Source organism: Candidatus Eisenbacteria bacterium (assembly GCA_035712145.1).
Lineage (GTDB): Bacteria > Eisenbacteria > RBG-16-71-46 > RBG-16-71-46 > RBG-16-71-46 > DASTBI01.
In genome coordinates this window covers 31,045-52,250 of sequence record DASTBI010000036.1, presented here as the reverse complement: position 1 = coordinate 52,250, position 21,206 = coordinate 31,045, and the positions used below count along the sequence as shown (strand labels likewise).

Here is a 21,206-nt window from a genome sequence, read left to right as displayed (position 1 = left end):
CACACCCGACTACAGCGGAAACGCGCCTTCGTTCTTGCCGCCGGCGCCCATGGCCGCGGCGTAACGCATCTGCTCCTGGATGTGCCGGGGCATGTCCTTGTAGACGTCGCTGAACATGCTCTCGATCGGAGGCGGAGGAAGCGCCTCGGCTTCGCGGACGGCGGTGGCGATGGCCTCGTCGGCCTCCGCGTTCCAGCGCTCCTCGTCTCCATCCTTCACGAGCCCAAGACCTCGGAGGTAGCCACGGAAACGCACGACGGGATCGCGACGCTGCCATTCCTCGACCAGGGCGCCTTCGCGGTAGCGCGTCGGATCGTCGCTCGAGGAATGGCCGCCCATGCGGAACGTGACCGCTTCGATCAGCGTCGGTCCCTCACCCGCCCGCGCGCGCTCCACCGCGGCGCGGGTCGCGGCGATCACCGCGAGGATGTCGTTGCCGTCCACGCGAACGCCGGGGAATCCGTACGACTGCGCCTTGATCGCCAAGGTCTCGGAAGCGGTCTGCCGTGACAGCGGCACCGAGATCGCCCATTGGTTGTTCTGGATGAAGAACACTACCGGCGCCTTCAGCACGCCGGCGAAGTTGGCGGCCGCATGGAAGTCCCCCGTCGAGGTCGCGCCGTCGCCGAGGTAGCCCATCATGACCGTGTCGTGGCCCTGGAGCTTGGCGGCCCACGCGGCGCCCATCGCGTGCGGAAGCTGGGTGGCGATCACCGAGGACCAGGCGACCGTCAGCACCTTGCGGTCGCTGAAGTGGCAAGGCATCTGCCGTCCGATGAGCACGTCGCCGGAGTTGCCGATCAGCTGGCAGACGATGTCCCTGAACGACGTGCCGCGCCACAGCGCGACGCCCATCTCCCGCAGCGCGGGGAACACCCAGTCGGTTTCGCGCAGGGCGTAAGCCGATCCGGTCACGGCGGCTTCCTGCCCCGCCGCGGTCCCATAGAATCCGATGCGACCCTGACGCTGCAGCGAGAGCATGCGCTGATCGAGCACCCGCATCATCAGCATGTGCCGGAAGAGGCGGACCAGGTCCTCGGCAGGCACGTCCGGCGCCGGTCCGGTCGCGCGCCCCTCCAGATCGAGCGTCTGCAGCAGCGGAGCGCTCATCCGATGGCCTCCGGCGTGAGCCAGGCTTCGGGATGCTGGAGCCGGGCGATCACTTCGTAGAGGAAGTCCGCGCCGACCGCGCCGTCGACGACGCGATGGTCGAGCGAGAGCGACAGGTTCGTCATGTCGCGCGCAACGATCTGGCCGTCCACCACCGCGGGCTTCTTCTTCACCTCGTGGACCCCGAGGATCGCCACTTGAGGGTGATGAAGGATGGGCGTGGCGAGGAGGCCTCCGCGGGCCCCGGTGCTGGTCACGGTGAACGTCCCGCCCTGGAGCTCGCGCACCTCGAGCTTGCCTTCGCGCGCGCCGCGCGCCAGGCGATGGATCTCGACCGCGATCTCGAGCAGCGTGCGGCGGTCGGCCTCGTGGATCACCGGCACCATCAATCCCTCCTCGGTGGCGGTGGCGATGCCGACGTGGATGTCGGGCTTGATCACGACCTCGCCTTTCTCGTCGTCGAGGCTCGCGTTGAGCAGAGGGTACTTGCGCAGAGGCTCGATCAGCGCTTTCACCAGATACGCCAGGTAGGTGAGCGGGACGCCCGCCTTGCGGGCGCGGGGGAGGAGCCACTCGCGATGCTCGACGACCGCGGTCATGTCGCACTCGGCCACGAACGTGAAGTGCGCGGCGGTGTCGAGCGAATGCCGCATGTGCTCGGCGATCTTGCGGCGCAGACCCCGCAGGGGCACGCGGGTCTCGCCGGACGGGGTCGCCGGTGCGGTCTTCGCTGGAGCGGCGGCCTTCGCGGGACCGCCTTCCGCCGCCCGGCGAACGTCGTCGGCCGTAACCGCCCCCTCGGGGCCGCTGCCCGCGATGCCTTCGAGCGCCACGCCGAGCTGCTGGGCGAGCTGCCGGACCGCAGGCGTCGCCTGGACACGGGTGCGCGCGGCCGAGGTCGCTCTGACCGCCGCGGCGGTCGTGGCCTTCGCGGCGCCGGCCGCATGCTCGGGGGCCGCCACGGCGGCCGGGGCGTCCGCGCCGTCCACATCGATCGAGACGATGACCGTGCCGACCGGCACGACCTCGCCCTCCTGCGCGTGGAGTGCTTTGATCGTCCCGGTGCGCGGCGCCGGAATTTCGACGCTGGCCTTGTCGGTCATGACCTCGACCATCGGCTGGTGCTCCTTCACCGCGTCTCCCGGCTTCACCATCCAGCGCACGATCTCCCCCTCGGCCACGCCTTCACCGATGTCGGGAAGTTTCACCTCGAAAGCCATGTCTCCCTCGCTCGCGCCGGCATGGGCGCGGTCAATCCAGGAAGTCGAACCGACCGATCTCCCGCTCGTGCTCGTAGAGCCGCGCGCCCCGCTCCGAGAGTGAGTTGTACTCCTCCGCGCGCTCGCGCTTGAACTCCTCGTACACGATCTCGCTGGTCCAGCGATCGGCGACCACGAACCGCTGCGCGTCGCGCAGGTCCTTCATCAACGTGGTGCTGACGAACGCGGGCGACTGGCGGAACAGCTCGCCCCATGGGCCATCCGGACGATAGAAGGACTCGAAGTCATCGACCCGCTCGGGCTTGGCGCGATACTCCCACACCACGACCAGCATGCGTCTAGTAGCGCATCACGTGCTCGAGCGCGCGCAGCACCCGGGCGGCATCCGGGAGATAGGCGTGCTCGAGCGTGTAGGGGAACGGCGTGTCGTAGCCGGTGACCCTGAGGACCGGGGCCTGCAGGGAGGTCAGCGCCTGCTCGGCGATCAGCGCCGACAGCTCGGCGCCGAATCCGCAGGTGCGCGGCGCCTCGTGGAGGATCACCACGCGACCGGTCTTGCGCACGCTCTCCAGCATGGTGTCGGCATCGAGTGGAACCAGCGTGCGCAGATTCACGACCTCGACCGAGACGCCGCGCGACTCGGCTTCCTTCGCGGCCTCGAGCGCCACCGGCACCATCGCGCCGTAGGCGATCACCGTGCACTCCGTGCCCTCCCGGACCACCTCCGCCTTGGAGAGGGGCGTGGTGAAGCGGCCCTCCGGAACGTCTTCCTTCAGGGTGCGATAGAGACGCTTGGGCTCGAGGAAGATCACCGGGTCCTCGCCCGCGATGGCGGAGAGGAGGAGGCCTTTGGCTTCGGTCGGTGTGGCAGGGATCACCACCGTGAGCCCCGCGGTGTGGCAGAAGTACGCTTCCGGGCTCTGCGAGTGGTAGAGACCGCCGCGAATGCCACCGCCGTAGGGGGCGCGCACCACGACCGGACACGCGTACTGGCCGGCGGAGCGCCAGCGCATCTTGGCCAGCTCGGAGACGATCTGGTCGAACGCCGGGTAGATGAAGTCGACGAACTGGATCTCGGCGACCGGCTTCATGCCGTAGAGCGCCATGCCGATCGCGCCGCCGACGATGCCGTTCTCGGCCAGCGGCGTGTCGGCCACGCGCTCGGCCCCGAACTCCGCCTGCAGGCCTTCGGTCACGCGAAAGACGCCGCCGTTCTTGCCGACGTCCTCACCCATCAGCACCACACGCGGGTCCTCGCGAAGCGCGATCCGGAGCGCGTCCTGGATCGCCTGCACCATCGTCATCTGGGGCACGAAGTGTCTCCGGAGAGAGTGGAGCGGCGCAGTCTACTCAAGGGCCGGAGGCCGGGCAACGCGCTGCGCCCCGGGCCCAAAACGGGCTCGAGATTAGCCTTGCCAAAGCCGAAAATTAGCCTAGGCTAACCCGGTGCTGCGCGGACTCGAGGAATTCATGAACGCGTCGATGGTCGTGAAGCGCTTCCTCCGATGGCTGCTGTTCACCCTTCCTCTGGGCGCCATCTTGTTCGCCATCGCGGGCCGCCTCGATCTTCCCATGGTGTGGGCTTTCTTTGCCTTGCTCTCGGCTCTCACGCTGATGGCCGTCCTCATCGTCGACGAAGAAATGGCCCGGGAGCGCATGCGCCGGGATCAGCGCGGCGAAGACCCGGTGCGGCTCCTGCTGATCCGGCTGCTGTTCCTGGCCACGTTCGTGATCGCCCTGCTCGACGTGGGCCGGTTCCATTGGTCCGACACCGTGCCGCGACCGCTGCAATGGGCGGCGCTCGCGGTGGTCGCCGCTTCGTTCCTGTGGACGCTCCTCTCGGTCCGCGCCAACCGCTTCTTCGTTCCCGTGGTGCGCATCCAGAGTGACCGCGGCCATCGCGTGGTGGATGCCGGGCCTTACGCTCACGTGCGCCACCCGGGCTATCTGGGCATGGTGCTCGGAGCTCCCGCCTGTCCCCTGGCGCTCGGCTCGTGGCTGGCGCTCGTGCCCGCCACGATGGTCGCGATCCTCTTCCTTCGCCGCACCTCGCATGAAGACCGCTTCCTCCGTCAGCACCTCGACGGCTACGAGGACTACTCGAGGCGCGTGCGCTATCGGCTGCTTCCCGGCGTCTGGTCCTGGATCCTGGTCGGCGCGGCTCTGCTCAACGCGTGCGGGACGCTGATGACCACGGCTCCGGACCCCGGCGACGTGATGGACGGGCCGCTCGACGGCCTGACGAAGGAAGAGCTCGCCGCGTTCGCCACCGGGGACGCGCAGTTCGGGAAGCCGTTCGCGATCGCCGATGGACTGGGTCCGATCTTCAACAACGTCTCGTGCGCCGCCTGCCACAGCGGGGACGGCCGCGGCCGGCCGGAGAACATGCTCACGCGCTTCAGCATGGGCGGCGATCCCGTGCACCACATGGGCGGGCCTCAGCTCCAGGAGCGCGCGATTCCCGGCGCGTACGCCGAGCAGCTTCCGGGCGGCGTCGAGTGGTCGCGCCGGCTTCCGCCGCCGGTCTTCGGCGTGGGGCTGATCGAGGCGATCCCTGTCGCGGATGTGCTGGCCCACGCCGACGAAGCCGATGCGAACGGGGACGGCATCTCGGGCCGGCCCAATTGGGTTCAGCCCGCCGAGTTCGTGCCGGCGCACGAGCCGGGAGGAGGGACCGGCCCGCAGCTCGGACGGTTCAGCCGCAAGGCCCAGGTCTCGAGCCTGATCGAGCAGACGGTCGCGGCCTACGCGGAAGACATCGGCATCACGTCCGACTTCCGAACGGTCGAGAACTACGACCCGCTCGCCTCACCCGCCAACGCTGCGGCCGATCGGGTGAGCGATCCGGAGCTGCCGGCGGCGGACGTGATCGCGGTGGTGACCTATCTGCGACTCTTAGCGCCCCCGGCGCCCGGTGCGATGAACGCATCCCGCGAGCGAGGGCGCACGGTGTTCGCGTCGGTCGGCTGCGCAAGCTGCCACGTGCCGGTGTTGCGCACCGGTCCCAGCAAGATCCGCGCGCTGGCCAACCGTGACGTCGCGCTCTACTCCGACCTGCTCCTCCACGACATGGGAGATGGTCTCGCCGACTACCGCCCGGATGGAAGCGCCGACGGGCGGGAATGGCGCACCACGCCGCTGTGGGGCTTGCGAGTCATGCGCGAGTTCCTGAACGGCGAGGCGTTCCTGCTCCACGATGGCCGGGCGCGCAGCGTCGACCAGGCCATCCGGCTGCACGGCGGGGAGGCCCAGGCGGCGCGCGACGGGTTCATCGCGCTTCCCGAGAGCGACCGCAAGGCACTGCTGGACTTCGTGGAGTCGCGATGATCCCCGGCCGCGCCCGAGTGACCATGATGGCGGTGGTCATGGGTCTGGTCATGGCACCTCACGTGATGGCCCAGTCCGACAGCGCGGACGTGCGGCCGCTGGTGGCGGGCGGCGCCGACGATCGCTCGCGCCTCACCGGACTCTTCGGGCGGATCGCGCTGGGTGGCTATCTCGAGGCGAACGGAACCTGGGAGCGTGAGGACGGCGCCACCACCGAGCTCGGCTTCGAGCTGACCCGCTGGAATCTGCTCGCGTCCACGTCGCTGAGCGATCGCGTGAGGGTGTTCAGCGAAGTCGAGTTCGAGGAAGGCGGCGAAGAAGTGATCGTGGAGCTGGCGCAGCTCGACCTGCTCCTGCACCGGGCGGTCAACCTGCGCGGCGGGCTCCTGCTGCTGCCGCTCGGCCGCTACAACCTGACTCACGACGGCCCGAGAAACGAGCTCCCGCGGCGGCCGGTCGCGCCCACCGAGCTGCTCGGCGTGGTGCTGTCGCAGCCTGGCCTCGGCGCGTTCGGGGACTTCACGATGCCGGGAGGCTCGCGCCAGACCTACGAGCTCTACACGGTCACGGGTTTTCGCGACGGCGTGATATTGGAGTCTCCCGAAGGAACCCGCCTGTCCGCCGGTCGCAGGAACTTCGAGGATGCGAACGCGTCGCCCGCCTTCGTGGGCAGGACGGAGTGGAGTCCCTCGGAGAAGCTCGGGATCGGACTCTCCGGCTACCACGGCGCATGGAACAGCTGGCGGATCGAAGGGGTCGAGGTCGAGGAGCGGCAGGACCTGACCGCGGGGGTTCTCGATGCGTACGCCAAGGCGTTCGGATTCGCGCTGTCCGCCGAAGGCGCTTTGGTCGAGGTGGACGTGCCGGACGGTCTCACCGGGTTGTTCGCGTCCCGGCAGTACGGGTTCTACGCGGAAGCCAGTCACGGATTCGGCCGCGCCCTGATCCCCGGCCTTCCGGATTCGTGGTTCACCGCGGCCGCGCGGGTCGATGCCGTCGACTTCGACCGGGACCTGGCCGGGGACTCCTTCCGCAGCATCACGCTGGGACTCAACTTCCGGCCTCTGGCGTCATCGGTGATCAAGCTCGCCTGGATGCGCGGCGAGTCGCGAGACCGCTTCAACAATCTCTCCAACGTCGGCCAGGTGCAGCTCGGCCTCGCTTCGTACTTCTGAGGAGATGGAATGAAAAAGTCGACACGCGCGCGGCAGGACTACGTGAAGGCCCTGTACGCGCTCGGGGGAGAAGGGACGGTGGTCGCGACGTCGAGTGTGGCCTCGCGGCTCGGCGTCTCGGCGCCGTCCACGACCAACATGCTGCGTCGTCTCGCCGGCGACGGACTGGTGACGTTGCTGCCGGGCCGTGGCGCACGGCTCACCGCGGCGGGCCGGCGCCTGGCGCTCGATCTGGTGCGACGGCATCGCATCCTCGAGTCGTTTCTCGTGAAGGTGCTGGGCTTCGACTGGTCGGAAGTGCACGAGGATGCGGAGATCCTCGAGCACCACGTGAGCGACCGCGTGCTGCGCGCCATGGATCGCGTGGCCGGGCATCCGCAGGAGGACCCGCACGGGCACCCGATTCCCGATCGCCACGGACGCCTGCGCCGCCGCTCGCTGCGTCCTCTGGCCTCGCTGGGCGCGGGCGAATCGGCCCGGGTGCGGGAGATTCGCGACGCCGACCCGCAGCGCATGGCGCGCTGGAAGGAGGTCGGTCTCGTTCCAGGGGCCACGGTGCGCATGCGCGCGGTGCGGATGCATGACGACCTGTTCGAGGTCGAGGTGGCGCGCAGGCGCTTCGCGATGGGAGGCCAGGGTCTCGACGGCGTCATGGTCGACCGTGTGAAGGGAGAGCGCGATGCGTGATCCGAAGCGGCGGCGCACCAGCGACGATGCCGGGCAGAACGTCTCTCTGTCCGAGGTCCATCGCACGGTGCAGGTGCCGACCGGCACCTGGATCCGGCGGCTCTTCGCGTTCGCCGGTCCCGCGTACCTGGTGAGCGTGGGCTACATGGACCCCGGAAACTGGGCGACCGACCTCGCGGGCGGCGCCAAGTTCGGCTATCAGCTGATCTGGGTCCTGCTGATGAGCAACCTGATGGCGGTCCTGCTGCAGACGCTCTCGGCGCGTCTCGGCGTGGTGACCGGCAAGGACCTGGCGCAGGCGTGCCGGGACTACTACCCGTCGTTCATGGCATTCCCGCTCTGGATCCTGTGCGAGATCGCGATCGTGGCCTGCGACCTCGCCGAGGTGCTCGGGGCGGCGATCGGCCTCAAGCTGCTGTTCGGCCTTCCGCTGCTGTGGGGCGTGACCATCACCGCGCTCGACGTGTTGCTCCTGCTCGCGCTCTCGCGGCTCGGCATGCGGCGGATGGAAGCTTTCATCATCACGCTGGTGGCCACGATCGGCGTCTGCTTCGCGATCGAGATGCTGCTCTCCAAGCCTTCGATCGCGGCGATTCTCTCGGGCTTCATTCCGCGCAACGAGCTGGGCCAGCCGAGCCTGTTCGAGCGCGCGCCGGGAGGAGGAATCCGCGCGCTCGGCCTCGACGGGACGTCGCTCTACATCGCCATGGGCATCCTGGGCGCCACGGTGATGCCTCACAACCTCTACCTCCACAGCGCGCTCGTGCAGAGTCGCGCGGTGCAGAACTCGGTGGCCGGCAAGCGCGAAGCCTGCCGCATGAACCTGGTGGACTCGGTGGTCGCGCTGAACTGCGCGCTCTTCGTCAACGCCGGGATCCTCATCCTGGCCGCAGCGGTCTTTCATCACAGCGGCCACCAGGAGGTGGCGCGGCTCGAGGACGCGCATCGCCTGCTGGCGCCGCTGCTCGGGACCTCGCTGGCCTCGGTGCTCTTCGCGGTGGCGCTGCTGTGCTCCGGGCAGTCCAGCACCATCACCGGGACGCTCGCCGGGCAGATCGTCATGGAAGGCTTCCTCCGGATCCGCATCCAACCGTGGCTGCGCCGGCTGATCAGCCGCGGGCTCGCGATCATTCCCGCGGTGCTCTTCATCGTGATCAAAGGCACCGACTCGGTCGACGACTTGCTGGTCCTCTCGCAGGTGGTGCTGAGCCTGCAGCTCTCGTTCGCGGTCATCCCGCTCATCGCCTTCACCAGCGACAAGGAGAAGATGGGCGAGTTCGCCAACCGGCCGTGGGTCATCGTGCTGGCCGTCCTCGCCGCGACCATCATCGTGGGCCTCAACGTCAATCTCGTCGTTCAGGAAGTCTCCGGCTGGTTCGAAGCCGCGGGTCCCAACGCGTGGATGCTCAGGTTGGTGGTGGTTCCCGTGGTCCTGGCGCTGGCTCTGCTCCTGCTCTACGTGATCGCCGAGCCGCTCGTGCGCCGCTTCCGGCCAGGATGGCTTCGTCCCGCGCTCGAGCCGGCCACCGTGGTCGCCGCCGGATCGCGACGGATCGGGACCGATGAGCCGATGGCGCCGGCGGTGGCGCCGGCCGTGGTGAGCGACACGTACCGGCGCGTGGCGGTCGCGCTCGAGATGGGAGCGGCCGACGAGGCCGTGCTCCGGCACGTGCGCGCGCATCTTGGCGGTCCCAATCTCAAGCTGATCCTGCTCCACGTCGTGGAGAGCGCGGCGGGACGCTATCTGGGCGACGAGAGCTCGGACCTCGAGAGCCGAGGCGACCATGCCGCGCTCGAGAAGCTCGCCCAGGACTTCCGTTCGCACGGATTCGACACCGAGACTCACCTCGGCTTCGGCGACGTGAAGTCGGAGCTGGCGCGCCTGGTCAGGCAAACCGAGGCCGATCTGCTCATCACGGGCTCGCACGGCCACGGTCTGCTGCAGGACCTGGTCTTTGGAGCGACCTCCTCGGGGCTTCGGCACCGCGTGAGCTGTCCGGTGCTCACGGTTCCTCCCGGGGGCTCGCCGCCCTCCGTCACGCCGCCGTCCTCCGGGTCGGGACGCTCGTGGTGAAAGGACGGCGCGTCTCGACGCGCGGCTCCCGTGGTACGCTACGCGCCGGCGCCATCCATGACGAACCCTATGGAACCCCGCTCGTGACGGATCGAATCGCCAGTGGCCGGCTCACGGTCTCCATCCCCGACGTGCTCGACACCGTCGATCTGCTGCCCGATTTCCAGCTCGCGGCCCTGGCGGTGCTCGATGGAAACGAGCGCCCCGGGGAGGTGCCGATGACTCGCCGCCGCCTGCGCGCCGAGGGCATCCGCTACATGACCCATCGCGGGGCGCTGCTGCTCACGCCCGGAGAGCTGGACCGCTTCTCGTCGCTCGGATTGTTCGGCGGACAGGACGAGCTCTATCTGGTCACCGAGTGGAACGACGAGTTCGAAGTCTTCCCGGGCCGCATCTCGTCCGATCTGGTGGACTTCGAAGAGACCACCCCGCTCGGTCTCGAGGAGTGGATGGTGGACTCGGGCTGCCTGCTGGCGCTCGGCGAAGGCCGGGGACTCAACTTCGCGACCCTCGACTCGCAGCTTGCGGAGAATTTGCGCGCGCGGTTCCCTGCCTCCAAAGCCCGGCGCTAGCCCGGGCGTGGCATGGTCACTCGCCTCAGGCAGCTGACGATCGCGGGTCCGGCGGGAGCGCTCGAAGGCGCGCTCCAGGAACGTGAAGGCAGACCCCATGCGCTCACCGCCGTGGTCTGCCATCCGCACCCGAGTTACGGCGGCACGCTGCACAACAAGGTGGTGCACCGCGTCGCGTCCACGCTGCACGAGCTGGGCGCGGAAGTGCTGCGCTTCAATTTCCGCGGCGTCGGGAGCAGCGAGGGCGCCTACGACGAAGGCCGCGGCGAGCTCGAGGACGCGCGCGCCGCGGTCCGCTGGATGCGTGAGCGTTTTCCCGGAGCGCGCACATGGCTGGCCGGGTTCTCGTTCGGCTCGTGGGTGGCCGCGCGGCTCGCCGCATCGGACCCGGCGATCGAGCGCCTGATCCTCGTCGCTCCACCCGTCAAACGCTCGGGTTTCGAAGTTCTGCGTCATTGCCCGGTGCCCAAGCTCGTGATCCAGGGACTGGCCGATGCCACGTGTCCTCCCGGCGATCTCGAGCGGGAATTCCCGAGCTGGGCCGATCCCAAGACGCTGATCCGGATTCCCGACGCGTCGCACTTCTTCGACCGGCAGCTGCGCGCGCTGGGCCACGCCCTCGAACAGGCCCTGGGCGAAGCGGCTCGCGGGACGGCTCGATGACGACCAGCGGAATCCGCGGGTGAAGGTGGACTGGGGCCGCCTGAAGGCGGTCGTCTTCGAGAGCGACGACTGGGGACTCTGCGCATGGGTTCCCGACGACCAGGCGTACCGCGCGATGGCCGACACGCCGGCGTGGCGCTCCACCGCCGGCCGTCACTACGGGCGGTCCACGCTCGAGAGTGCCGCGGATGTCGCCCGCCTCGCCCAGACCTTGCTCGAGTTTCGCGGCGGCGATGGCTTTCCGCCCGTGTGGCAGGCCAACACCATCATGGGTGCTCCCGACTACGCCCGGCTCGCGCCTCCACGGTTCGAGGTCGATGAGCTGCCGATGGTGATGCTCCCCGAATTCCCGCCGCGCTGGCGCCGGCCGGGACTGTGGCAAGAGGTCCAGAAGGCGCAGGAGGCGGGCGTCTGGTGGGGCGAGCTGCACGGATTGCATCACCTGCCGGTCACCGCGTGGCTTCAGGCGTTGCGACACGGAAGCGCCGACGCGCGGCGCGCGCATCAGAACGAAGTCCTGGTGTGCCAGGCGGTGGAGACGAGCGGCGAATACGATCCCAGCGAGCCGAAGGACGTTCGAGTGAGGAACCTGGTGCGCGCGGTCGAGCACTTCCGAGTGCTCTTCAAGCGTGATCCCGCGTCGATCTGTCCTCCCGACTACCGGTGGGACGAGTCGCTCGAAGCCGACGCGGAGAGGCTCGGCATACGCATCGTCCAGGGTCTCGGGGAGCAAGCGGGAAGCTTCGCGCGCGCGCGCCGGTGGTTTCACCAGACGCGCTGGCCGGATCCCAGCGGAACGCGCTTCTACATGCCGGCTCGCATCGCCTTCGAGCCTCGTGGTGGTACGGACGTCCGATCGCCGGTGGGCGCCGTGCGCGCGCATGCGGGGGCCCGCGCCGCCTGGAGTCGCGGTCAGCCTGCGGTCATCAGCACCCACCGCGTCAACTACGCGCACCTCGACGCGGCCTGGTCCGAAGCGGGTCGCGGCGCTTTGCGCGACCTGCTGTCCCGGCTCATGGCCGACGGCGCGACGTTCCTCACCGACGCCGAGGTGCGCGCGCTGTCGGAGCGGGGATGGTCGTCACGCCCGATCGGCAGCCGCGGCGCCCTGGTCAGAAGCTACGGACCTGGCCGGTCTTCGGTGCGCGTGCCGATGCCAGCCGCGGCACGGCGCGCGGTCGTCCGCGAGGGCTCCACCTCCGGAGTCGATCTGCGGCTCGAAGAGGGCCACGCCGTGGCCGCGCTCGATCCCGGCGAGTACCTCCTGGAGTGGCAGCATTGAAGGGCGCGGGCAAATGGGCGTTCTGGAGGTTCAACTGGCTGGTGCGCCACCGCATCGTGGCGGCGCTCGAGCGTGCGCGTCCGCACGCGCGCGGAAGGCTGCTGGACGTCGGCTGCGGCTCCAAGCCGTTCGCTTCGGTCCTGGCTGGGAGAGTGGCGTCCTACATCGGCGTCGATCTTCCCGGCTCGCGGGATCTCTCCCGCACTCCCGATCGTCAGCCTGAGGCTTTCGCGCGCGCCGAGGCGCTGCCCTTCCGCGACGAGTCGTTCGACACGCTGCTGTCACTCTCGCTGCTCAACTACCTGCCGGAGCCGCGAGCCTTCCTGGCGGAAAGCCGGCGGGTGCTGCGAAGCGGCGGGATGGCGCTCCTCGACTTCACGCAGATGCTTCCGCACGACCCCTGGGCTCCGGACTACTTCCGCTTCACGAAAACGGCGGCCGCCATGCTGCTCGAGGAGGAGGGATTCGAGGTGGTGGACGCGATCCCGATCGGCGGCCTGATGGCGCGCGTCGGCCTCTCGGCCATCGCTGTGCTCAACCGCGTCAATCACGGACCCCTGCGTGTTCTGACCGAGATTCCCATCCGCTTGCTCTACGTCGTGCTCCAGCTCGGATTCGACGTGCTCGATCGCGTCTGGTTCGAGCCGCGCGAGGTCATCGCGCACCTGATGGTGGCGCGCAAGCGTTAGCGCCGGCATTCTCGGGGATTGTGAGCGCCTCGAGGCCGGTGCTACCGTCGATCTCGTGCATCCTCCACCTCTGACCGCTCATGCACCGGTCGTGGCGCGTATCCATCAGCTGATCGATCGGGCTGCCCAGGAGTTCGGCGACGCCCCTTTCCTGCTGCGCTGGGCTCCGGCGGGATGGGAGGCGGTGACGTATCGGGACGCGGCGCACGCGGTTCACGCCTTCGCGCGGCTGCTCCAGGCGACTGGAGTCACGCCCGGCAGCCGCGTCGGTCTCCAGAGTGAGAACCGGCCGGAGTGGGGCCTGGCCTACCTGGCGGTGCTCGAGACCGGCGCGACGGTCGTCCCGCTCGACATGCAGCTCACGTCCGAGGAGACCGGAGAGATCCTCTCCACCGCCGGCGCGACCCACGCGATCGTGTCGGAGCGATCGCGGAACACGATGGAGACGGCGCGACGGGCGCGCCTCGCACAGCTCGAGCGGGTGGATCTCGATGGAACGGACGAAGATTCGTGGTCCGCGGCCCAGCGGCGGTTTCCGGACGCAGGCCCGCTGCCCGAGCTTGGAAGCCCGGACGATGTCGCCGCGCTGCTCTTCACGTCGGGCACGACGGGGCGCGCCAAGGGCGTGATGCTCACGCACGCGAATCTGCTGAACAACGTGGAGGCGGTGGTCCAGGCCTTCGAGTTCGGTCCCGCGGATCGCTTCCTCTCGGTGCTGCCACTCCATCACACGTTCGAGAGCACCGGCGGCTTTCTCTGCCCGCTGCGAGTCGGCGCCAGCGTGGCATACGCGCGCGGCCTGAAGTCGAACGAGCTTCGCGAAGATCTGTCGACGTCGAAGGCGACGTTGCTGCTCGGCGTGCCGTTGCTCTACGAGAAGCTGCTGGCCGGCATTCATCGCGGCGTCTCCCAGGCGCCGCAACCGCGGCGCGCTCTGGCGCAGACGCTGATCGCGGTGACACGGTGGGTGCGCAAGGCGACGGGGCGCAGGATCGGCCACACGCTGATCGGCGCGCTGCGGCGGCGCGCGGGTCTCGACCACTTGCGGCTGCTCGTCTCAGGCGCCGCCGCGCTTCCCGGCGACGTGTTCTGGGGATTCGTGGATCTGGGGCTGCCGATCCTCGAGGGCTACGGTCTCACCGAGTGCTCGCCGGTGGTGGCGGCCAACCGGCCTCCCCGGCCCAATCCCGGCGCTGTCGGATGGCCGTTGCCCGGGGTGACCGTGCGCATCAACGATCCGGACGAGGACGGCGACGGAGAGATCATGGTGAAAGGGCCCAACGTGATGAAGGGCTACTTCCGCGATCCCGAGCTCACCGCCGCCGTGCTGCAGGACGGCTGGTTCTCGACCGGCGATCTTGGCCACTTCCTGCCCGATGGAAGGCTGCGGATCTCCGGAAGACTCAAGAACATGATCGCGACCGCCGCCGGCAAGAAGATCTATCCGGAGGAAGTCGAGGCGCAGCTCGCGAACTCACCCTTCATCACCGAGGTGGTGGTGGTGGGCGGGAGGGACGCGAGCGGCGAGCGCGAGGAAGTGCATGCGCACGTCTTTCCCGACCTGGCGCGCCTGGAGGCCCAGGCCCGACTCGAGGGCGTGGTGTTCGACGACGCCTTCATCGAGCGCACCCTGCGCCGGGAAGTCGAAGTGCGCGGACAGGCGCTCGCGCCCTACAAGCGGGCGAAGCGCGTGATCGTGCGCCGCGACGAGTTCTCCAAGACCACGACCGGAAAGATCCATCGCCACGGCGTGGGAGAGGATGAAGCCGGCCGCAAGAGCCGCGCGAGCGCCTGAGCCGGCTACTTGTTCACCGCCCGGTAGAGCACCTGGTTCTCGTGGTCGATGAGGAATTCGTGGCGCTGCACCATGGGTCCGGCGGGGACCATGCCTCCCGACCAGTTGAGCTCGCCGGCTCGCGTGTTCCAGGCGAGGCTGAACGCCGCGTCCTGATTGACCCGGAAGGGCAGCACGGCGCGCTCACCATTGGCGAGCGTCTCCTTGACCAGCGTCTGGTCTCCGACCTTGAGCCGGATGCGCTCGATGTCCCCGCCTGTCTGGTTCTCGATCACGGCTTCGTGGGCGGGGCGCCGCTCGACCATCTTCGGGTACTGCTTCCACCCGTACCAGATGGCCGCGGCCAGGATGAGGATGAGGAAGAGTCGCACTCAGGATCCGTCCTTTCTTCTTCGTCCATCCTCCCGATGGACGAGGCGCCGCTGCCTGGCTGAGCGCCCGACGCACGCTAACCCGCCGCACGACTCGCTGCAAGGATTCGTGCCGTCTGGAACTCGGACATCACTCGGTCAGCGGGCCTTCGCCGCGAAGTCCCTTCGCTTCCTCGCTCAGCGCGGGCTCGCGGCCGACCTCCGGGACATGGCGAAACGATCGATACAGCCATAGTGCCGCTCCCATGTAGAGCACGGCCGTGACGTAGAACGGCACGGCGTATCCGAAGCGCACGATCAGCACGCCGCTGAGTGTCGCGCTCACCGCCCATCCCATGTTCCACACCAGATTGGTGAAGCTGGCCGAGCGCGCACGCAGGGCCGGAGGCAGCGCCTCCATCACGAACGTCCCGATCAGAGGCGTGGAGGCCTGCATGAAGATCGCCCGCATCCAGAACGCGCCCACGGCGGTCTCCAGTCGGCGCTCGATTCCCAGCGTGACCAGGAAGGGGAGGGAGAGGAGCTGCGAGGCGGTGGCGGTACGGAGCTTCCCGTATCGCCGGGCCACCGCCGGGCCGATCATCATCGCCGCCGCCGTCATCACCTGGGCCACCGAGAAGAAGACGCCGATCTGCGCGCTCGAGCAGTCGAAGCGTGTCTTGAAGTAGAGGTTCATGAATGGAATGAAGAGACCCGCTCCGGCCCCGAGCATGGCGGCGTTGACGGCGATGGGCAGGAGGCGCCACTGCTCCCGGGGATCGAGCCGCGCGCGCTCGTGCGCGAGCGGCGCTTCCTGGAGCCCGCGCAGCCGCAGCAGTGGAAGCATGGAGGCGAAGTCGAGCCCGGCGCCGACGATCAGCGTCCAACGGTAGGCCTCCAGCAGCGAAGGCGAGATCGGCGCCGGCATCTCCAGCAGGGCGTTGGGGAGCCAGCCGCCGATCAGGCTGCCCACCACGCCGGCCAACAGCTCGATGGCGAAGAACGCGCTGAAGAGGTGCGTGCGTTCCTTGGGCGTGGAGTGCTCGGTGAGGAACGGCGCCGCGGAGATCGCCACCAGCGATTGCCCGACGCCGGACAGCATGCTGCCGGCATAGATGGCAAACGGAGAGAGCACCAGCGCCCGGGACAGATGTCCGGCTCCGTAGAGCGCGGCGCCGAGCAGGAGACAGGGACGCCGGCCCCAGCGCTCGGCGAGCCATCCGGACGGCAGCGCTGCCAGCGCCAGGCCGAGCGCGTTGATGGAGATGACACCGCCGATGAAGCTCTCCTGGTAGCGGCCTTCGACCAGGTAGAGATTGAAGAGGACGGTGTTGACGCCGTACCCCGCCCATCCCAGCGCGATGTGGACGAGGAAGAGGCGGGCGGGACGCGAGAACGATCCGAACGCGTCCCGGTAATCGCGCCATACCGCGGCCATCGGACTCATGCGGCCGCAAGTTACGCGAACGGCGGTCGGCCGGTCGAACGACGGCGAGGTCGGTCATGGCGAGGGCTGACGACTCAAGCACGCGGTCGCGGTGAAGGACAGTCCGAAACGCGACCGCGTGCTGGAGTCGTCTGACCGGGCCCCCGAGTCCGGCAGCTCAGCCTAAGCGAAGTCCAGCCGCGAGCCGACCACGGGATCCGGCGTCCAGGGCTCGACGCCCGCCGAGGGACGGCGCGGGCGTCCACCGAAGTACTGGAGCTGATAGAGCCGGTAGTAGATCCCCTTCTGCTCCAGGAGCTGCGCGTGAGTTCCCATCTCGCGCACCCGACCGTGGTGCAGGACGATGATGCGGTCGACGTTCTGGATGGTGGAGAGCCGGTGCGCGATCACCAGCGAGGTGCGGCCTTGCATGAGGCGATGAAGCGCCTGCTGGATCAACGCTTCCGTCTGGCTATCGACGTTGGCCGTCGCCTCGTCGAGCAGCAGCACGTCGGGATCGGCTGCCAGGGTCCGCGCGAAGGCCAGCAGCTGCTTCTGGCCGACCGAGAGCGTCGCTCCGCGCTCGCGCACCTCCGCATCGAACCCGCGCGGGAGCTGGTCGATGAATCCTCGCGCGTTGACGTCCCGCACCGCGCGCTCGATGGCTTCGCGCGCGATGTCCCCGTCGGACAGCCGAAGATTGCTCTCGATGGTGCCCGAGAACAGGAAGGTGTCCTGCAGCACCAGCCCCATCCGTGAACGCACGGCGCGGATGTCGAGCGCCCGCAGGTCCTGGCCGTCCACGCGCACCGTGCCGCGCTGCGGGTCGTAGAAGCGCATCAGAAGACTGGCGATCGTGGTCTTTCCCGAACCCGTGGCGCCGACCAGCGCCACCTTTTCGCCGGGCGCCACCTCCAGCGACACGTCCTCGAGCACCCAGTCCTCGTCGCGATAGGCGAACCAGACGTGGTCGAGCTGGAGCCCGCCCTGGAGGCGCTTTTCGACCCGCGGACGGCGATCGACCGGAACCCCGTTCGCCATGCTGGGATCGGGCGGCGTATCGAGCAGCGTGAAGATGCGCTCGGCGGACGCCATGGCCTGCTGCAGCAGGTTGTACTTCTCGCTCAGGTCCGAGATCGGGCGGAAGAACCGCTGCGTGTACTGGATGAACGCGACCAGCGTGCCCAGCGTGATGCCGGTCCACATCACCTGCCGGCCGCCGTACCAGACGATCAGCGAGACCGCGAGGGCGCCGATCAGCTCGAGGACCGGGAAGATCAGCGCGTTGTACCTCACCGCCTTGAGATTGGCGTCCCGGTGATCGGCGTTCCGGTCGCTGAACTCCTTCCGGCTCTGGCGCTCGCGATTGAGGATCTGGACCGTGCCGATGGCGCCCAGCTGCTCGTTGAGGAAGGCATTGAGCCGGGCGAAGCGGGTGCGAATGTCCCTGAAGCTCCTGCGCACGCGGCTGCGCAGGAAGAGCGTCAAGATCACGATCAACGGAAAGACCGAGAACGCCACGCCCATCAGCTCGGCATTGAGCTGCACCATCGCGACCAAGATGCCGAGCAGCAGGAAGACGTCGCCGATGAACGACACGAGCCCGGTCGTGAAGAGCTCGTTGAGCACATCGACGTCGTTGGTCACGCGCGTCAGGACCCGGCCCACCGGATGCCGGTCGAAGTAGGAGACCGGAAGGCGCTGCAGGTGCCGGAAGAGCGCCATGCGGAGGTCGAGCATGATGCGCTGCCCCACCTTCTGCATCAGCTGGGTCTCGATGTATCCGAGCGCCAGGCCGAGCACGAGCGCCAGCACGTAGAGCAGAGCGACCTTGTCCAGATGCCCGAGGTCGCGGTGGCGGATGCCGAAGTCGATCGCTTCCTTGGTGAGGTAGGGACCCGCGAGATGGACCAGCGACCCCGCCAGCGCGATGACGATGGCCAGCGCGACGTAGCGGCGGTAGGGCGCCAGATAGCCGAGCAGCCGGCGCATCAGGCGGCGGTCGTAGCTCCGGCCGAGCGCGTCCTCCTCGTGGGCGCTCACGACGCTTCCAGCTCTTCCTCGAGCTGCTGCCGGCGCTCGAGCTCCGCGTAGCGACCGTTCAGCGCGAGCAGCGTGTCGTGCGTGCCGCGCTCGACGATGCGGCCTTCATCGAGGACCACGATCGAGTCGGCGTGCCTCAGCGCATTCACCCGATGCGAGACCAGCAGCGTGGTGCGGTCCCGCGTCTCGGCGCGCAGGCCATCGAGGATGCCCTCCTCGGTCTGGGCGTCGACGCTCGAGAGGCAGTCGTCCAGGAGCACGACCGGCGCGTCTCGCATCAGCGCACGGGCGATCGCGGAGCGCTGCCGCTGGCCGCCGGAGAGCGTGAGGCCCCGCTCCCCGATCATGGTCTGGTAACCCTGGGGAAAGTCACGCACGTCGCCGTCGAGGCGCGCGACGCGGGCAGCCTGGACCACGGACTCCAGGTTGGCCTTCTCGACACCCATGGCGATGTTCTCCTCGAGGGTCGCCGAGAACAGGAAGGTCTCCTGCGGAACGATCGCGAGGTGCGCGCGCAGCCAGTCGAGGTCGTAACGGAGGATGTCGATGCCGTCGAGGAACACCGTGCCGGGTGGTGGATCGAAGAGTCTCGGCAGGAGGCTCAGCAGCGTGCTCTTCCCGGCCCCGGTGCGGCCGACGATCGCGACCGTGCTGCCCGCCGGAACCTCGAGCGACACGTCGATCAGCGCCGGCCGGTCGGCGCCCGGATAGGTGAAGGTGAGGTGCCGGAACTCGATCGTTCCGATGCAACGGGCCGGCGTAATCGCGTCCGGCGCACTGTGGATCGCGGGCTCGATACGGAGGATGTCATCGAGGCGCTGCAGCGAGGCCATGCCACGCTGCCACAGGTTCACCACCCAGCCGAGCGCGTACATCGGCCAGTTGAGCATCGCGAGATAGACCGTGAAGGCGACGAACTCTCCGAGCGTGATCCTCCCTCGGATCACCTCGCGCCCGCCGACGTAGAGCGCCAGCAAGGCCGCGAGACCCGAGAGGAAGGCCAGCCACGGATGGAAGAAGCCCCAGGTGCGGATCAGGCCGAAGTTCTTCTCGAGATACTGCTGATTGAGCGAGGCGAACTCTTCGAGCTCGCGATCCTCGCGCGCGAACGAGCGGACCACGCGCACTCCGGAGAGGTTCTCCTGAACCCGCGCGGAGATCTGCGCGAACTGCGCCTGCACGGCTTCGAACCCCCGGTGGATGCGATCGCCGAAGAACCACACGGAGAGCGACATGATGGGGAGAGGCAGGAGCGCGTAGAGCGTGAGCCGCGGGCTGATCGCGAGCATGAGGAACACCGCCGCGCTGCCCACCGCCACCGTGTTGACCAGATACATGAGGCCGGGGCCCAGCATCATGCGCACGGCCGCGAGGTCGTTGGTGGCACGCGACATCAGCTCGCCGGTTCGGTGGCGCTGGAAGTACTGCACCGGGAGTCTGAGGAGGTGCGCGAACAGGTCGTTGCGAAGATCGAACTCGATGTGACGCGAGATCCCGATCACCAGGTGGCGCATCAGGTACTTGAATCCGCCGCCGACCAGCGCGATGGCGAACAGGATGAGCGCGTAACGCCCGAGCTTCGCGGCCGTGACGCCGCGGTAGAGATCGTCGACGGCGAAACGGAGGACCTGCGGCTGCGCCAGCGAGATCCAGTTGGTGAGGAGAACGCACGTCAGGCCCCACGCGAGACCCGTGCGATAGCGCCCGAGGTAGGGCAGCAGCCGTGTGATCAGGACTCGGATGAGGCTCTCCCCGTTCGCATCGAGGCGAAGCGGTCGAGTCGAGGGCCCTTAGGGCGCGGCGGTCCCTCCGAAATAGCCCTGGAGCCGGTTGAGCTTCGTCTGCCGGAACGCGAACCCCACCTGGATCTCGTCGTAGTGGAGCGAGTTGGTCGCCGAGAACGTGCTCAGCGAGCCGGCGAAGAGGTCCATGTGGTCGTCGATACGATACACCAGCCACGGGCCGACCCGTTGCACGTCCGGCTCGTCGGTCGGGCGATCTCCGTTCCCCGCCATCTCGCCCTGGTACCGTCCCGCCAGAAGGATCGAGCCGGTCACCCAATAGCCCACGTCGGCCGCGAGCACGATCTGGTCCTTCGGCTTCTCGAATCGGTACTTGTAGCCGCCGGACACCTGGAAGAACCCGCTCTTCGTCAGGGGGCCCCCGTAGAGCAGCGAGAACGTGATGTCCTGCTGGCCGTCCCCGAGCACGGGCGAGCCGAGCTGCCGGGCGACGTTGGCGTCCAGTGAGTCCCCGTCGCCGCTGGCGTCTCCGGCCGCCACCGAATCGGCGTGGCTCAGGAACCCGCTGCGCTCGTAGCTGAGCGGAGCCTTCCAGTCCACCTGAAAGGCGGCGGCTGCGGAGCCGCTGAATATCTTGTAGCGGAGTCCAATCTGCGCGTCGCCCAGACCCGTCTGGGTGAAGAGGTCGCGCCGGTCGGGGTCCAGCGTCCGGCTCACGCTCAGGATCGGGATGCCGAAGACGAAATTGAGCCGCGGCTTCCAGCCGAATTCCGTGTGAGAGGTCAGCGAGCGCTGCTCCCAGAGTCCGCCGCCGGCGAGGAACAGACGACCGCCATCCGGAGGGTGGTAGGTGTCGGCCGAGAACCATCCTCCGCGGAGCTCGGTATAGAACTCGCCGGGGGCGAGACTCCAGGGACCGGCGTGGGCTCGAGCACCCACGGTCAACGAGAGCAACAAGGTCGAGAGGACGGACCAACGCGTGCGCGCGCTCATGTGCGGCAGTGCAACCTCCATGGGTATCCCGGGCAGCGAGCGCGAGAGAGTATCCGCG

At 68.5% G+C, this 21,206-nt stretch carries 18 protein-coding genes; 9 read left to right on the top strand and 9 right to left on the bottom strand.

Annotated features, from left to right (window positions below; genetic code table 11):
• Positions 1-9: 9 nt before the first annotated feature.
• Genes VFQ05_02275 through VFQ05_02260 form a run of 4 tightly spaced genes read right to left on the bottom strand, consistent with a single transcriptional unit; the run spans position 10 to position 3,643 of the window.
• Positions 10-1,110: a thiamine pyrophosphate-dependent dehydrogenase E1 component subunit alpha gene (locus VFQ05_02275; protein ID HET9325579.1), complete on the bottom strand. Its 1,101-nt coding sequence runs from the start codon at positions 1,108-1,110 to the stop codon at positions 10-12.
• Positions 1,107-2,330 carry a dihydrolipoamide acetyltransferase family protein gene (locus VFQ05_02270; GenBank protein ID HET9325578.1) on the bottom strand — a complete coding sequence of 408 codons (1,224 nt, stop codon included), beginning with the start codon at positions 2,328-2,330 and terminating at the stop codon, positions 1,107-1,109. The genes VFQ05_02275 and VFQ05_02270 overlap by 4 nt, the downstream gene beginning before the upstream one ends.
• Positions 2,331-2,361: 31 nt before the next feature.
• Positions 2,362-2,664, bottom strand: a complete 303-nt coding sequence (locus VFQ05_02265; GenBank protein HET9325577.1) for an antibiotic biosynthesis monooxygenase — start codon at positions 2,662-2,664, stop codon at positions 2,362-2,364.
• A 4-nt stretch (positions 2,665-2,668) separates the two neighbouring features.
• Entirely contained in the window at positions 2,669-3,643 is a 975-nt protein-coding gene (locus VFQ05_02260) for an alpha-ketoacid dehydrogenase subunit beta (protein HET9325576.1), read from the bottom strand.
• Between the two features lie 157 nt (positions 3,644-3,800).
• Here VFQ05_02260 and VFQ05_02255 point away from each other — a divergent pair, with 157 nt between their 5' ends.
• The 9 genes from VFQ05_02255 to VFQ05_02215 all read left to right on the top strand — a co-directional run bounded on the left by VFQ05_02255 (position 3,801) and on the right by VFQ05_02215 (position 14,594).
• The gene (locus VFQ05_02255; protein ID HET9325575.1) at positions 3,801-5,657 is read left to right on the top strand and encodes a di-heme oxidoredictase family protein; all 1,857 of its coding nucleotides are present in this window, start codon (positions 3,801-3,803) and stop codon (positions 5,655-5,657) included.
• Positions 5,654-6,832 carry a hypothetical protein gene (locus VFQ05_02250; GenBank protein HET9325574.1) on the top strand — a complete coding sequence of 393 codons (1,179 nt, stop codon included), beginning with the start codon at positions 5,654-5,656 and terminating at the stop codon, positions 6,830-6,832. Before VFQ05_02255 ends, VFQ05_02250 begins: the two co-directional genes overlap by 4 nt.
• A 9-nt stretch (positions 6,833-6,841) precedes the next feature.
• Positions 6,842-7,519 carry a metal-dependent transcriptional regulator gene (locus VFQ05_02245; protein ID HET9325573.1) on the top strand — a complete coding sequence of 226 codons (678 nt, stop codon included), beginning with the start codon at positions 6,842-6,844 and terminating at the stop codon, positions 7,517-7,519.
• Positions 7,512-9,593 carry an Nramp family divalent metal transporter gene (locus VFQ05_02240; GenBank protein ID HET9325572.1) on the top strand — a complete coding sequence of 694 codons (2,082 nt, stop codon included), beginning with the start codon at positions 7,512-7,514 and terminating at the stop codon, positions 9,591-9,593. The genes VFQ05_02245 and VFQ05_02240 overlap by 8 nt, the downstream gene beginning before the upstream one ends.
• 83 nt (positions 9,594-9,676) lie before the next feature.
• On the top strand, positions 9,677-10,165 hold the full coding sequence (locus VFQ05_02235) for a hypothetical protein (GenBank protein ID HET9325571.1): 489 nt from the start codon (positions 9,677-9,679) through the stop codon (positions 10,163-10,165).
• Positions 10,166-10,177: 12 nt separating this feature from the next.
• Positions 10,178-10,828, top strand: a complete 651-nt coding sequence (locus tag VFQ05_02230) for an alpha/beta fold hydrolase (protein ID HET9325570.1) — start codon at positions 10,178-10,180, stop codon at positions 10,826-10,828.
• Positions 10,829-10,847: 19 nt separating this feature from the next.
• Positions 10,848-12,110 (top strand): hypothetical protein, encoded by a 1,263-nt coding sequence (locus tag VFQ05_02225; GenBank protein HET9325569.1) that lies wholly within the window; start codon positions 10,848-10,850, stop codon positions 12,108-12,110.
• Positions 12,107-12,799 carry a class I SAM-dependent methyltransferase gene (locus tag VFQ05_02220; GenBank protein HET9325568.1) on the top strand — a complete coding sequence of 231 codons (693 nt, stop codon included), beginning with the start codon at positions 12,107-12,109 and terminating at the stop codon, positions 12,797-12,799. The genes VFQ05_02225 and VFQ05_02220 overlap by 4 nt, the downstream gene beginning before the upstream one ends.
• Positions 12,800-12,854: 55 nt before the next feature.
• Positions 12,855-14,594 (top strand): AMP-binding protein, encoded by a 1,740-nt coding sequence (locus VFQ05_02215; protein HET9325567.1) that lies wholly within the window; start codon positions 12,855-12,857, stop codon positions 14,592-14,594.
• Between the two features lie 5 nt (positions 14,595-14,599).
• On the opposite strand, the gene VFQ05_02210 is transcribed toward VFQ05_02215, so the two are convergent.
• The 5 genes from VFQ05_02210 to VFQ05_02190 all read right to left on the bottom strand — a co-directional run bounded on the left by VFQ05_02210 (position 14,600) and on the right by VFQ05_02190 (position 21,148).
• Positions 14,600-14,965: a hypothetical protein gene (locus VFQ05_02210; GenBank protein HET9325566.1), complete on the bottom strand. Its 366-nt coding sequence runs from the start codon at positions 14,963-14,965 to the stop codon at positions 14,600-14,602.
• A gap of 130 nt (positions 14,966-15,095) precedes the next feature.
• Positions 15,096-16,391 (bottom strand): MFS transporter, encoded by a 1,296-nt coding sequence (locus VFQ05_02205; GenBank protein ID HET9325565.1) that lies wholly within the window; start codon positions 16,389-16,391, stop codon positions 15,096-15,098.
• A gap of 162 nt (positions 16,392-16,553) precedes the next feature.
• On the bottom strand, positions 16,554-18,413 hold the full coding sequence (locus tag VFQ05_02200) for an ABC transporter ATP-binding protein (protein ID HET9325564.1): 1,860 nt from the start codon (positions 18,411-18,413) through the stop codon (positions 16,554-16,556).
• The gene (locus VFQ05_02195; protein HET9325563.1) at positions 18,410-20,131 is read right to left on the bottom strand and encodes an ABC transporter ATP-binding protein; all 1,722 of its coding nucleotides are present in this window, start codon (positions 20,129-20,131) and stop codon (positions 18,410-18,412) included. The genes VFQ05_02200 and VFQ05_02195 overlap by 4 nt, the downstream gene beginning before the upstream one ends.
• 72 nt (positions 20,132-20,203) lie before the next feature.
• Complete coding sequence (locus VFQ05_02190; GenBank protein HET9325562.1) at positions 20,204-21,148, bottom strand: hypothetical protein; 945 nt, start codon at positions 21,146-21,148, stop codon at positions 20,204-20,206.
• Positions 21,149-21,206: the final 58 nt, after the last annotated feature.